An 11,919-nucleotide genomic window follows, 5' to 3' on the forward strand; every position below is an offset into this window, starting at 1 on the left:
GGGAATATCTTGTTAAGTAATAGTAATTTGTCAAAGATAGTTTTTTGTATCTAAACCAAAAGTTATAAAAGGCATAAGATAATACGCTAAAACGTAGTTATAGTTAAAAAATATAATACTATTTTTGTATCCGAAAATTTAATTATTTCATTAAAGTTCTTTAAAAATGCTCACAAGAAGGCACATTAGGGTTAAAGTTATGCAATGTATCTATGCGTTGACCCAATCAAAGGATGACTCCCTTGATAAACAAGAAAAATTTTTAAAAGCAAGCATAGATAATATGTATACGCTTTACCTTTTAATGTTAAGCTTGTTTATAGAATTACATGAAAGGGCCAAAGAACAAGAGCAGCTATCTTCAAAAAGATACTTGGCAAACGCCTCCGACAAATATCCCAACAAAGAGAAATTCATAAATAATAGGGTTCTTTTACAAATCTCTGAGAACATATCCTTGCAGGACGAGTTAAACAGGAGGAAATTGAATAATTGGTATTTAAATGAAGAATACGTGAAAATCATCTATAAAGAGATGATGCAAAGTGATCTTTATGCTAAATATATGGCCAATCCACAAAACTCATATGATGAGGATAAAAAATTGATCATAGAGCTATTTCGTGATATTGTTGCGCCCAATGAAAAAATCTATGATTATTTTGAGGATGACAAACTTACATGGGTAGACGATATTCCTATTGTAAATACCTTTCTTTTAAAATTGTTTAAAAAAGTAAAGATCGATAGTTCACCATCCTATTTCTTGCCTGCTTTATTAAAAGATCAAGAAGATATGGTATATGCCAAACGTCTATTGACGAAGACGCTCTTGAACAATGCCAAGTGGGAAAAGGAAATAGAGGGGAAAACCCCCAATTGGGATAAAGACCGTATTGCCGATATTGATGCGATTTTATTAAAAATGGCAATTTGTGAACTTTTAAACTTCCCTTCTATCCCCGAAAAAGTTACCATTAACGAGTTTTTAGAGATTGCCAAAGAGTATTCTACCCCTAAGAGCAGTATTTTTATTAACGGGGTTTTAGATAAATTGGTTAGGGAATATAGGGAGGATGGAAAGCTAAATAAATTGGGTAGGGGTCTATTGTAATTAAATATTCCTTAATTTTGCGCAAATTAAAAATTTATATTATGAAAAGAATTTTCTTTACCCTTAGCTTCGTTTCTGTTCTTGCAGTAACTTCTTGTAAGGAAGCTGCCTCGAGTAAAATCAATGTTGCAAATGTTGAAGTAGCTGTGGAAAGAGATGCTGCTGCAAAAAAAGTTCCCGTAATGGAATTCGATAAGGTAGAGCACGATTTTGGTACAATTGAACAAAATGCCCCACAAGAGACTATTTTTACCTTTAAAAATACTGGTGAAGGTCCTTTAATTATTACCGATGCCACTAGTAGCTGCGGATGTACTGTTCCTGAATACCCCAAAAATACTCCAATTTTACCTGGTGAAACTGGAGAGATGTTGGTGAAGTTTAATGGTGCAGGACAAAATCAGATTACCAAAACTATAAACGTTGTTACCAATACAAGTAAAGGTAATGAGACGCTTAGAATTAAAGCATTTATAACCCCAAAAGGAGCCGGTCCAGTAGGTCCTGTTAAATAAGTATTATTAAATTATGTTAGAACAATATCCATATCTTCCGCTAATCTTGATGTTTGTGGTGGTGTATTTTTTTATGATTGCCCCGCAAAGAAAGAGAAATAAGCAAGAGAAGAAATTTGCCGCCGAATTAAAAAGAGGCGATAGAGTAGTTACCAAAAGTGGTATGCATGGTAAAATTGCCGACTTGAACGATAAGGATTTTTCCTGTGTAATCGAGACCATGGCCGGTAAAATTAAGTTCGATCGATCTGCTATTTCTATGGAAATGAGCAAAAAAATGAACGAGCCAGAGAAGAAATAAAACTTCACACTACAATTATTATAAGAGCATCAACTCACAGTTGATGCTTTTTTTGTTTCTATTTTGTATATTCATGGCAACAAAAACCAACAGACCATGATGCATAATAGAAGAAAATTCATAAAAAACAGTTCACTTATGGCTATGGGGGCAGGAGCTTCCTTCCTTTTTCCTATAGATCTGTTAGCGGCTATGAGAAAAAAAGTAAGCCCCAATGATCAAATTGGGGTTGGCTTAATAGGGTGTAAGGGGATGGGCTTTAGTGACCTGTCATCCATGCTTAAAATTAATGAGGTACACATAGTGGGGCTTTGTGATGTAGATAATGAAGTGCTACAAAAAAGAGCCGTAGATTTAGAAAAAGCCGGATTTAAAAAGCCTGAACTATATAAGGACTATAGAAAACTGCTGGAGAATAAGGATATAGATGTGGTCATCATTGGTACCCCTGACCATTGGCACTGTTTACAGCTGTCGGATTCCTTAAATGCGGGAAAAGATGTGTATTGTGAAAAACCATTGGCCAATTCTATAGAAGAATGTAATTTAATGCTCCATTCCGTTAAGAATAGTGATAGAATGGTTCAAATAGGACAATGGCAAAGGAGTCAGCCTCATTTTGTGGATGCTATTAACTTTGTACATTCAGGGAAATTGGGTCAAATTCGTTTGGCCAAGGCATGGGCATACCAAGGGTGGATGAAGTCTATCCCTGTTTTGCCAGATACGTTACCACCTGCAGGGGTAGATTATGATATGTGGTTAGGTCCAGCTCCAAAGAGACCTTTTAATGCCAATAGGTTCCATTTTAATTTTAGATGGTACTGGGATTATGCGGGAGGCTTAATGACAGATTGGGGGGTGCACCTTATGGATTACGCCCTATATGGCATGAAAGCAAATACCCCAAAATCCGTTATGGCCCTAGGTGGTAAATTTGCGTATCCAGACGACGCAGCTGAAACCCCAGATACTTTGCAAACAGTGTATGAATACGATGATTTTTCTATTTTGTGGGAACATGCCACAGGAATAGATGGTGGTAACTATGGTCGTAATCACGGAATATCCTTTATTGGAAATAATGGCACCCTTGTACTGGATAGAAATGGATGGGAGGTAATTGCAGAGAAGGATAGAATGGAAAGTCTACCCTTACAGCAAAATCAAGGAAGCGGATTGGATAAACATACCATAAATTTCATAGAAGCAGTAAAGGCAAGGGATGCTTCTCTTTTAAAAGCCCCCTTACAGATAGGTTATGATGCTGCAATGGTTTGCCATATGGGAAATGTAGCCTTTAAGACAGGAAACCGAATTTACTGGGACCAAGATACTGGCCAATTTTCCGATGCTCAGGCAAACTCCTTAATCAAGGCACACTATCATAACGGTTGGGAATTACCGGGTAGGTAGTGTTATATAAGATTAAATAGTAGTATTGGTTATTATCGGATTAGCGCTTTTAAGATATTTATTTATCGATCTGGAGTGTGCGGTAGCTTAACCGATACTACTATTTATATTTATTATGCAATCCCATTTCTTTCAAAATTAAAGGGATACATTTTTCTAATCTGGTTCGCTTTGTTTTTTCCTATTTTGCCTCATCAATGTATTCGCAATATTCCCTTTGCTTATAAGGGGTTAACTTCTTGAAATTGGCTTTTAATTCTGGGTTGTTGTTCAATGAGAGTTTTAATAAGGGAGGTATTGTAAAAGGCTTTTTCTTTTCGGGTTTCAGAACCTTGCCTTGCCTCTGGTTAAGAATAGCTTCCTCCAAATACGCAAGTATTCCAGTGTTGTCTATGTCCGCAAGAGAAGTAAATTTCCAATGCCGCATGGCTTTGGTCTTTCCTTCTTGTGCATTCTCTAAAACCTTTTTTGGATCGGATAGGAATATCCCGTTATAAAACCATAGTCCAAAATAGTTTTTAAAGGCTAAAATGCCTATCACATTTTTGTTTTCTATAGTGTAAACGGGACATCCTCATTTATAATCTTCTATCAATTCGGTTTTAAGTGCCAATTCCCTTAAAGCGGTAATTCCAGATGTAAAAGGCTGATCCTTTGCGTAATATGCCTCTATTTTTTTGATTTTTCCATTTATAAGAGTTTAAGTCCTACTGATCTGGCTATTTCAGTTGGTTATCCAGTTTGAGGTCACTGGTAAGTTCACAGATTTTCACGATCACTTCAACCGCTTTTTGCATACTTTCTACAGGTACATATTCATATTTACCGTGAAAATTATGTCCTCCTGCAAATATATTGGGGCATGGTAAGCCCATAAAACTTAATTGAGATCCATCGGTGCCACCTCGTATAGGTTTAATAATTGGGGTTATGTTTAGGGCCTCCATTGCTTTTTCGGCAATATCCACAATATGCATTACTGGCTCTATTTTCTCCCTCATATTATAGTATTGGTCTTTAATTTCCAATGAGACATAAGGTCCGTAAGTAGAATTCAATTTTTCGGTAATCTCTTGTAATAAGGCTTTACGCTGATTAAATTTTTCTAAATCATGGTCCCGTACAATCAATTCTATTTCTGCATTTTCTATTTCTCCGCTTAGGTGATGAACATGAAAGAATCCTTCTCTGGCCGTGGTCCTTTGTGGTACTTCATCTTTGGGTAGCATGCTGATAAAGTCACTGGCTATCAGTACCGCATTTACCATTTTTCCAATAGCATATCCCGGATGCACGCTTTTTCCGCTAATGCTTATTTTCGCACCTGCGGCATTAAAGTTTTCATATTCTAATTCTCCAATTTGGCTTCCATCCATGGTGTAGGCCCAATCAGCGCCAAAAGCGCTAACATCAAATTTATGGGCGCCCCTTCCTATCTCTTCATCTGGAGTGAAACCAACCCTTATTTTTCCATGCTTAATCTCTGGATGCTGAATTAAATATTCCATAGCGGTCACAATCTCCGTAATCCCAGCCTTATCATCTGCACCTAACAATGTGGTGCCATCAGTGGTTATTAAAGTGTTTCCCTTATATTGTAATAAATCGTCAAAATAACTTGGGGAAAGTATTATGTTTTCTTCTTTGTTGAGGATAATATCACCACCATCGTAATTTTTAACAATCTGGGGATTTACATTGGTGCCCGAAAAATCTGGAGAGGTATCAAAATGTGCTATAAACCCTATGGTCGGTACCTTCTCGTCAATATTACTGGGAAGCGTAGCCATAATATAAGCGTTTTTGTCAATTACAACTTCTTCCATCCCAATCTTCTTTAAATCTTCTACCAGTTTATGAGCTAAATCCCACTGTTTTTTTGTACTAGGTGTGGAATTTGAGTTAGGGTCACTTTGCGTATCGATAATGATATAGCTTATAAATCGGTCAATAATATGTTGCATAATAAAATTTTTTTTCAAAAGTACGGTTTATTTGCATTTATGGGAATACCATTTTTAAAGGGTGTTAATGGTAATTGTTAGAAAGATAGGTGGGGGTTCAAGATTCTTTAATTAATGTTACTTTTTCGTTCATTGTGCTGTAATAAAGAAAGTCGGACCATAGGATTAGAACTTAAAAATCTCTAGGAGGATATAATTTTATCGTATTATTTCAGTTGTATATTCACATAACGATTAATAAAATGTAATGTTTAAAAATATTTTTTTTACGTTCTTAACGGGACTTGGGTTTATGTATACTATAAATGCGCAGCAAGATTGTAGCCTAGGTATTGGGGTTTCTAATATGGATACTGTTGTACAGGTTTTTCAGCTTAATGTTGAGCAGAAGTCAAAATTGGAAGAATTTCAAGTGGCAGTGGGAGTAGAGGCCAAATTATTGGATGAGGAAAGAACGGACCTTTTTGAAAAGCATCCCCAAAGTACACCGGAGGAGTTAAAGGCTCTAGAGGTTAAGCATAAGGTTATAGAAGAGAAAATTAAAGCACTTTTTTATAGATACGATCGAAAGCTATTGGCTTTATTCAATGAAAAACAATATCAAAGGTACCTTTCCCTTTGCCGTGAAGTATCTAGGCAGCCTATAGAGAAACCTGTAAATTAACGTAGTAGGGACATGTTAATAATTTAAGAGTAAATACGGGATTTTACTAGAGGTAGTTCGTATTTTTGTGCAAATTCGTTTTTATGTACAAACATATCATCAGACCCATATTATTTCGATTAGATCCGGAAAAAGTTCACCATCTAACTTTTAGTATGGTTCGTTTTTGTTCCAAGATTGGTCTTTCCGGTTTATTCCGAGGTATCTATAGCATGGATGACCCTGGGCTGGAACGTAAATTATTTGGCCTTACCTTTAAAAACCCGGTGGGCCTAGCTGCCGGTTTTGATAAGAATGCGCAATTGTATAACGAGTTATCCGATTTTGGATTTGGATTTGTAGAAATAGGGACCCTTACTCCCAAGCCACAAGATGGCAATCCTAAGAAAAGGCTATTTCGTTTAAAGGATGATCGGGCTATCATCAATAGAATGGGTTTTAATAACTTAGGCGTAGAAGAAGCGGTTAAGAATTTGCGAAAATCACACCGGGTTTTGATTGGTGGTAATATTGGAAAAAACAAACTGACTCCCAATACTTTAGCGGTAAAGGATTACCTAATTTGTCTAGAAGCATTATTTAATGACGTAGATTATTTTGTGGTGAATGTAAGCTCCCCCAACACTCCGGGATTAAGGGAACTGCAGGATAAAGAACCCCTAACAGCTTTATTGAAAGCACTAAAGACGGAAAATAGTGTTTTGGCAAAGAAAAGGAAAACGCAAGAACGACCTATTTTACTGAAAATTGCGCCAGATTTAACCGATGATCAATTGTTGGATATTATTGAAATAGTTGAAGTAACTGCTATTGATGGGGTAATTGCTACCAATACAACCATTTCTAGAGATAATCTAAAATCGGAGCCAAGACTTGTAAACGAGAATGGGGGAGTAAGTGGAAAACCATTAACAAAGCGTAGTACTGAAGTAATCCGATTTTTGTCTGAAAAGAGCAACAAAGCCTTCCCTATTATTGGGGTAGGTGGAATCCATTCCCCAAAAGATGCCTTGGAAAAGCTGGAAGCTGGGGCAGACCTAATTCAATTATGGACAGGTTTTGTTTATGAGGGCCCAGGATTGATAAAACGAATCAATAAAGCTATTCTCAATAAGAATAACCATTAGAGGTAGTTAAAGCTTGTCTTAATAGTTTACCATAATATTTATTAGTTGGTCCAGTAATCTACTACCACTACATCATCAAGATGAGGCGTGAGAATGGCGCCAAATGCTTTATGATCCGGATGTGGTAAATATATAGCGCGGTCTTCTTCGCTGTTGAATGTAAGGAGGAAGCAATGAGTTAATCCCTTGTTGAGGCCCTCTGGGCTGTTATTAAGACCCCATTCGTAATCCTTAATTTGGGATATTTTTTGAGGTAATGCCGAAAAGGCGGCTTCTACCTTTGCAATATCCTCTTTGGAAGTCCCTTCCTTAAATTTAAACAATACAACATGCCGCAAAAGGCTGTCCTTTTTTTCTATAGTCTTCATTTCTAGTGTTTCTGAATTGTGCAATGGGGTTAGATTTGTAAAACTCATCAATACTAAGATGAGAGCTAAACTGCTCAGGGATATAATTGTTTTCATTTAATTTTGGTTTTAAAGGATCTGTATTATTTTTGATGTACTAATATCAGGAATTTTTATCATTCTAATACCCAAAAACCATAATGTTTTATAATGCCTAAACCAGAAATGCATTGAACTACGATATATTAATCGCTTTTATGTTTGCTACTGCGGCATTGGCAATTTCTCCCGGACCCGACAATATATTCGTTTTGGTACAAAGCATCACGAACGGTAAGAAATATGGTATTGCTACTGTAGCCGGATTAATGACAGGATGCTTAGTGCACGCCACGCTACTGGCTTTTGGGGTTTCAGCCATAATTAAACAGCACGATTATTTATTTTTTGGGATTAAGTTATTTGGCGCTGTATATATGTTTTACTTGGCTTATATGGTTTTTAGAAGTCCGGATGAATTAGAACTTTCGGGAGAATCTGGAAATAAGAAAACTTTGAGTGGATTATTTAAACAGGGATTTATTATGAATGTGCTAAATCCGAAAGTCGGAATATTTTTCTTGGCTTTCTTTCCTGGTTTTTTATTTAGTGACTCAATAAGCACGGTAGTTCAATTTTATGTCCTTGCATTTATTTTTATGGGGGTTTCTTTTGTAATTTTCAGTGGGATTGCGGTACTATCCGGATCAATTTCAGATTATATTACTAAGAATAAGAATTTAGGGAAGGTATTAAAATGGCTACAAATCATCGTTTTTACAGGGATCGGTATTTATCTATTGATATCAGATAATTAATAGTAATTTTGAGGAAGCTATTTTATAGAGCATGTCCAACACCACCATTAAAATAATAGAATGTCCAAGGGATGCCATGCAAGGCATCAAAACATTTATACCTACAGAGAAAAAAGTGAAGTATATTCAAGCTTTACTGAACTGCGGTTTTGATACCATAGATTTTGGAAGTTTTGTATCTCCTAAAGCAATTCCGCAAATGCAGGATACTGCTGAGGTATTACATCGATTGGACCTTTCTCGTACCCAATCCAAGCTTTTAGCGATTGTTGCTAATGTAAGGGGCGCCGAAGATGCTGCCCAACATGATAATATTAATTATTTAGGATATCCGTTTTCTATCTCTGAGAACTTCCAAATGCGGAATACTCATAAGACTATTGCTGAGTCTGTAGTGACCCTACAAGAAATCCTAAACATTGCAGATCGTAATGGGAAAGAGGTGGTTACCTATATCTCTATGGGGTTTGGTAATCCTTATGGAGATCCTTGGAGTGTGGAAGTTGTTGGGGAATGGACCGAGAAATTATCGGGTATGGGCGTAAAGATCCTTTCTCTTTCCGATACGGTAGGGACTTCTACTCCCGAAGTAATCGATTATCTGTTTTCGCATTTAATCCCTCAGTTCCCGAAAATTGAATTTGGTGCGCATTTGCATACTACTCCTACTAAATGGCACGAAAAGGTAAACGCCGCTTTTAAGGCGGGTTGTAGAAGGTTTGATGGTGCGGTACAGGGATTCGGAGGTTGTCCTATGGCCAAGGATGAACTTACCGGCAATATGCCCACAGAAAAAATACTTTCCTATTTCACCAGTGCTAAGATGGAGACCAAAGTAAATTGGATGGCTTTTGAGGCAGCCTTCAATAAGGCATCAGATCTTTTTGCCGAATATCATTAGTGTTTACCACCTTCAGAGAGGCTATAAATATTAAATTTTAAACTTTATTTAGAATTATTTTAAATAATGTTTGTGAGAATTTATTCTGAGTTTATATTTGCACCTGTTTTTTATTAATTATAATCAGTCTAAATAAAGATAGTCTTTTATGAAATCATCTATTTATTTTCTAGCCTTAATTTTTAGTGCTACTATGTTAGGGCAAACAAAGAGCGAATCAATAGCTCAAACTCCACAAAATAATATAGGTGGAGCGCCGCGTATACAATCCAGTGCTGATGGTTCAGCTTTAACGCTAGGTGGTTATGGGGAAATTTCATACAACCAACCGGAAGGTGATAATGGCGAATTAGACATACAGCGATTGGTGCTTATGTTAGGGTATCGTTTCAATGATAAAACCCAATTTTTTACTGAAATCGAATTTGAGCACGTAGAGGAGGTATATGTAGAGCAGGCTTTTGTAAACTACAACGTTGCCAATAATGTTAACCTTAGGGGAGGTTTAATGTTGGTTCCTATGGGTATTATTAATGAGCACCATGAGCCTACAACCTTTAATGGGGTAGAGCGCCCAGCACTAGATAATGTAATTGTTCCTACCACATGGAGGGAGATTGGTGTTGGAGTTAGTGGTAAGTTAAATAACCTATCAATAGGATACCAGGCTTATATTTTTAACGGATTTAAATCTACCGAGTTTGATGGAGAGGGTGGCGTTTCCGGTTTTCTAAAAGGATCTAATGGTTTACGTGGAGGAAGACAAAAGGGGATAAAATCTACAGTGGATAGTCCTACCTTTTCTACAAAAATAGATTACTATGGTATACTGGGACTTAAACTTGGATTTTCTACCTATTTCGGTAAGACCCAAGCGGCAGATAACGTAGAGAATCTGGAGGGTGCCAACATCGGGATAGCAATGTATGGCTTGGATGCACGCTATACTTACGAACGTTTTACAGCGAGAGGACAGTTTATCCATGCTTCTCTTTCCGATACCGATAAATATAATGCCTTAACCAGTAAAGATTTAGGTAGTGCATTGCAAGGTTATTATATAGAAGGAGCCTATAATTTATTGCCTACTGATAAGGAGCAGAAATTATATGTTTTTACTAGATATGAAAATTATAATACCCATGCCGATACTGCCGGTGGTTTAGTTAAAAATAAAGCTTACGATAGAACCGATGTTACTGCGGGACTAAGTTATCATATTGCACCCGGTGTGGTTTTGAAAGGGGATTATCAGTTTAGAGATAATGCACTTTCAGGAGATGACGTAAAGAATCGATTAAATCTTGGGATAGGTGTTTGGTTTTAAAAGCAGGAGTATTCGGTAATTGTTGTCAATTTTATTTTAACGACATTAAATTCCGATAGGGTCACTTTTTTGAGACTGATATCGGAATTTTTTTCTGCTCGTTATTAGCGGAAGCTAATGCTAACGCTTGATGTTAGTCAATTACCTCGTAGTTAATCCATAAAATACAGGGCGAGTGACTACGATTTCAAAACCACGCCCGCCCCATCGGAAATGGCAAGTGAGCGTAGGGACATTCAAATCTCACTTAGAGAATAAATTATTTTTCTATTACTCTGTGTTCAGATTATTATTAAAAATGATTCTAAATTAGTATTTTTGACGCATGATAAACCGAATTAAAACAACGGGTCTATTCCTATTAATTAGTATGCTCTTAATGGGAAGCGGACTTCCAAAGCAGCTACAAAAAAGAGTAGAGAAGGAGATAGAGAAGGTTTTCGAGATTGAGAATATCGCAATGAAACCCGTTTCTATACCCGATGCAACCAATAGATCACTCCCTACAAAAATTACAACTGATAATTTCTTTAAACTGGAAAAAGGCTCAAGGCTTATTGGATATTTTTATGTGGGAAATGCGCCTAGCAAAACGGCGATATTTGATTATTTGGTCGTGTTTGATGCCAATTTAACGGTAGTACACTCCAAAGTTTTAGTATATCGGGAAGAATATGGTGGTGAGATAGGTAGTAAAAGGTGGTTGCAGCAGTTTATAGGGAAATCTGGAAAGGATAGGGTAGATCATACTACCAATATAGATGGTATTTCTGGTGCTACTATTTCTGTTCGCTCTATGACAAATTCCATGGATAATTTGTTGCAAACTATAGGGATCCTTCAAAATAAAAAACTGCTTTAATGAATTATAACGGCTTGCTAATAAATTTGCCTACTGGCATAAAGTGGTTTGTAGGTTCATTTGTACTGGTACTCAGTATTGGGTTTTATACCGGCTTGCTGTTTGTTTCCAATGCCACTTCTACCTCTAGTAGTGGTTTAGTAGAAAACTATTTGGGAAATGAGGAAAATGACGACGCGGAAATTATGAAATTTAAAAAAGGGGATAGGGAAATGCTGACCATAATACATACCCATGTCTTATCTATGTCGTTCATTTTTTTTCTTCTTGGTGGATTGGTATGGATTGCCAAACTGCCACATAAATTAAAGATGTTTCTCACTATAGAACCGCTCATTTCTGTGTTGTTAACATTTGGCGGTATCTATTTAATGTGGTCCGGATGGCTATGGATGAAATATGTGGTAATGTTTTCTGGTTTTTTAATGACGCTCACCTTTAGTGTATCGGCAATTCTAGTGGTTTATCAACTGTTTTTGAAACCCTCCACTGTCATTAAATGAAATATGTGATTATTTTTATTT

The 11,919-nt window shown here is 36.6% G+C and carries 14 protein-coding genes and 1 pseudogene; 11 read left to right on the plus strand and 4 right to left on the minus strand.

Annotated elements, in window-relative coordinates; all coding sequences use genetic code 11:
• The first annotated feature begins 166 nt into the window (after positions 1 to 166).
• The 4 genes from nusB to G466_RS0101760 all read left to right on the plus strand — a co-directional run bounded on the left by nusB (position 167) and on the right by G466_RS0101760 (position 3,346).
• Complete coding sequence (gene nusB / locus G466_RS0101745; protein ID WP_026812093.1) at positions 167 to 1,114, plus strand: transcription antitermination factor NusB; 948 nt, start codon at positions 167 to 169, stop codon at positions 1,112 to 1,114.
• Between the two features lie 41 nt (positions 1,115 to 1,155).
• Positions 1,156 to 1,629, plus strand: a complete 474-nt coding sequence (locus tag G466_RS0101750) for a DUF1573 domain-containing protein (RefSeq protein ID WP_026812094.1) — start codon at positions 1,156 to 1,158, stop codon at positions 1,627 to 1,629.
• Positions 1,630 to 1,642: 13 nt separating this feature from the next.
• Complete coding sequence (gene yajC, locus G466_RS0101755) at positions 1,643 to 1,930, plus strand: preprotein translocase subunit YajC (RefSeq protein ID WP_026812095.1); 288 nt, start codon at positions 1,643 to 1,645, stop codon at positions 1,928 to 1,930.
• Positions 1,931 to 2,029: 99 nt separating this feature from the next.
• Positions 2,030 to 3,346 (plus strand): Gfo/Idh/MocA family protein, encoded by a 1,317-nt coding sequence (locus tag G466_RS0101760; protein WP_205622014.1) that lies wholly within the window; start codon positions 2,030 to 2,032, stop codon positions 3,344 to 3,346.
• A gap of 181 nt (positions 3,347 to 3,527) precedes the next feature.
• On the opposite strand, the gene G466_RS24630 is transcribed toward G466_RS0101760, so the two are convergent.
• The 3 genes and pseudogenes from G466_RS24630 to pepT all read right to left on the minus strand — a co-directional run bounded on the left by G466_RS24630 (position 3,528) and on the right by pepT (position 5,310).
• Positions 3,528 to 3,713, minus strand: a complete 186-nt coding sequence (locus G466_RS24630) for a YdeI/OmpD-associated family protein (protein WP_308427479.1) — start codon at positions 3,711 to 3,713, stop codon at positions 3,528 to 3,530.
• Positions 3,711 to 3,908, minus strand: a pseudogene (locus G466_RS24635) (DUF1801 domain-containing protein); the annotation flags it as partial. The pseudogene G466_RS24635 and the gene G466_RS24630, both read right to left, overlap by 3 nt.
• 157 nt (positions 3,909 to 4,065) lie before the next feature.
• Positions 4,066 to 5,310 carry a peptidase T gene (pepT, locus tag G466_RS0101770; RefSeq protein WP_026812097.1) on the minus strand — a complete coding sequence of 415 codons (1,245 nt, stop codon included), beginning with the start codon at positions 5,308 to 5,310 and terminating at the stop codon, positions 4,066 to 4,068.
• Positions 5,311 to 5,557: 247 nt separating this feature from the next.
• On the opposite strand from pepT, the gene G466_RS0101775 reads away from it, so the two are divergent.
• Both G466_RS0101775 and G466_RS0101780 read left to right on the plus strand, forming a co-directional pair.
• On the plus strand, positions 5,558 to 5,974 hold the full coding sequence (locus G466_RS0101775) for a hypothetical protein (protein ID WP_026812098.1): 417 nt from the start codon (positions 5,558 to 5,560) through the stop codon (positions 5,972 to 5,974).
• Positions 5,975 to 6,057: 83 nt separating this feature from the next.
• The gene (locus G466_RS0101780; protein ID WP_026812099.1) at positions 6,058 to 7,101 is read left to right on the plus strand and encodes a quinone-dependent dihydroorotate dehydrogenase; all 1,044 of its coding nucleotides are present in this window, start codon (positions 6,058 to 6,060) and stop codon (positions 7,099 to 7,101) included.
• Positions 7,102 to 7,142: 41 nt separating this feature from the next.
• Here the strand turns inward: G466_RS0101780 and G466_RS0101785 are convergent, their stop codons facing one another.
• Positions 7,143 to 7,565 (minus strand): Dabb family protein, encoded by a 423-nt coding sequence (locus G466_RS0101785; protein WP_026812100.1) that lies wholly within the window; start codon positions 7,563 to 7,565, stop codon positions 7,143 to 7,145.
• A 113-nt stretch (positions 7,566 to 7,678) separates the two neighbouring features.
• Here G466_RS0101785 and G466_RS0101790 point away from each other — a divergent pair, with 113 nt between their 5' ends.
• The 5 genes from G466_RS0101790 to G466_RS0101810 all read left to right on the plus strand — a co-directional run bounded on the left by G466_RS0101790 (position 7,679) and on the right by G466_RS0101810 (position 11,898).
• Positions 7,679 to 8,305: a LysE family translocator gene (locus G466_RS0101790; RefSeq protein ID WP_026812101.1), complete on the plus strand. Its 627-nt coding sequence runs from the start codon at positions 7,679 to 7,681 to the stop codon at positions 8,303 to 8,305.
• Between the two features lie 31 nt (positions 8,306 to 8,336).
• A complete protein-coding gene (locus tag G466_RS0101795; RefSeq protein WP_026812102.1) occupies positions 8,337 to 9,206 on the plus strand; it encodes a hydroxymethylglutaryl-CoA lyase in 870 nt (289 codons plus the stop codon).
• A gap of 148 nt (positions 9,207 to 9,354) precedes the next feature.
• Complete coding sequence (locus G466_RS0101800) at positions 9,355 to 10,533, plus strand: hypothetical protein (protein ID WP_026812103.1); 1,179 nt, start codon at positions 9,355 to 9,357, stop codon at positions 10,531 to 10,533.
• Positions 10,534 to 10,858: 325 nt separating this feature from the next.
• Positions 10,859 to 11,395: an FMN-binding protein gene (locus tag G466_RS0101805; RefSeq protein WP_034234372.1), complete on the plus strand. Its 537-nt coding sequence runs from the start codon at positions 10,859 to 10,861 to the stop codon at positions 11,393 to 11,395.
• Positions 11,395 to 11,898: a hypothetical protein gene (locus G466_RS0101810; RefSeq protein ID WP_026812105.1), complete on the plus strand. Its 504-nt coding sequence runs from the start codon at positions 11,395 to 11,397 to the stop codon at positions 11,896 to 11,898. Before G466_RS0101805 ends, G466_RS0101810 begins: the two co-directional genes overlap by 1 nt.
• Positions 11,899 to 11,919 lie beyond the last annotated feature (21 nt).

This window comes from Arenibacter certesii DSM 19833 (genome assembly GCF_000429545.1).
Classification (GTDB): Bacteria; Bacteroidota; Bacteroidia; order Flavobacteriales; family Flavobacteriaceae; genus Arenibacter; species Arenibacter certesii.

Bases quoted from the DNA above. Each gene is read 5' to 3' on its own strand.
- G466_RS0101810 (WP_026812105.1), top strand. From the start codon at position 11,395: ATGAATTATAACGGCTTGCTAATAAATTTGCCTACTGGCATAAAGTGG.
- pepT (WP_026812097.1), bottom strand. From the start codon at position 5,310: ATGCAACATATTATTGACCGATTTATAAGCTATATCATTATCGATACG.
- nusB (WP_026812093.1), top strand. From the start codon at position 167: ATGCTCACAAGAAGGCACATTAGGGTTAAAGTTATGCAATGTATCTAT.
- G466_RS0101805 (WP_034234372.1), top strand. From the start codon at position 10,859: ATGATAAACCGAATTAAAACAACGGGTCTATTCCTATTAATTAGTATG.
- G466_RS0101775 (WP_026812098.1), top strand. From the start codon at position 5,558: ATGTTTAAAAATATTTTTTTTACGTTCTTAACGGGACTTGGGTTTATG.
- G466_RS0101780 (WP_026812099.1), top strand. From the start codon at position 6,058: ATGTACAAACATATCATCAGACCCATATTATTTCGATTAGATCCGGAA.
- G466_RS0101800 (WP_026812103.1), top strand. From the start codon at position 9,355: ATGAAATCATCTATTTATTTTCTAGCCTTAATTTTTAGTGCTACTATG.
- G466_RS0101795 (WP_026812102.1), top strand. From the start codon at position 8,337: ATGTCCAACACCACCATTAAAATAATAGAATGTCCAAGGGATGCCATG.
- G466_RS0101750 (WP_026812094.1), top strand. From the start codon at position 1,156: ATGAAAAGAATTTTCTTTACCCTTAGCTTCGTTTCTGTTCTTGCAGTA.
- G466_RS0101760 (WP_205622014.1), top strand. From the start codon at position 2,030: ATGCATAATAGAAGAAAATTCATAAAAAACAGTTCACTTATGGCTATG.
- yajC (WP_026812095.1), top strand. From the start codon at position 1,643: ATGTTAGAACAATATCCATATCTTCCGCTAATCTTGATGTTTGTGGTG.
- G466_RS0101785 (WP_026812100.1), bottom strand. From the start codon at position 7,565: ATGAAAACAATTATATCCCTGAGCAGTTTAGCTCTCATCTTAGTATTG.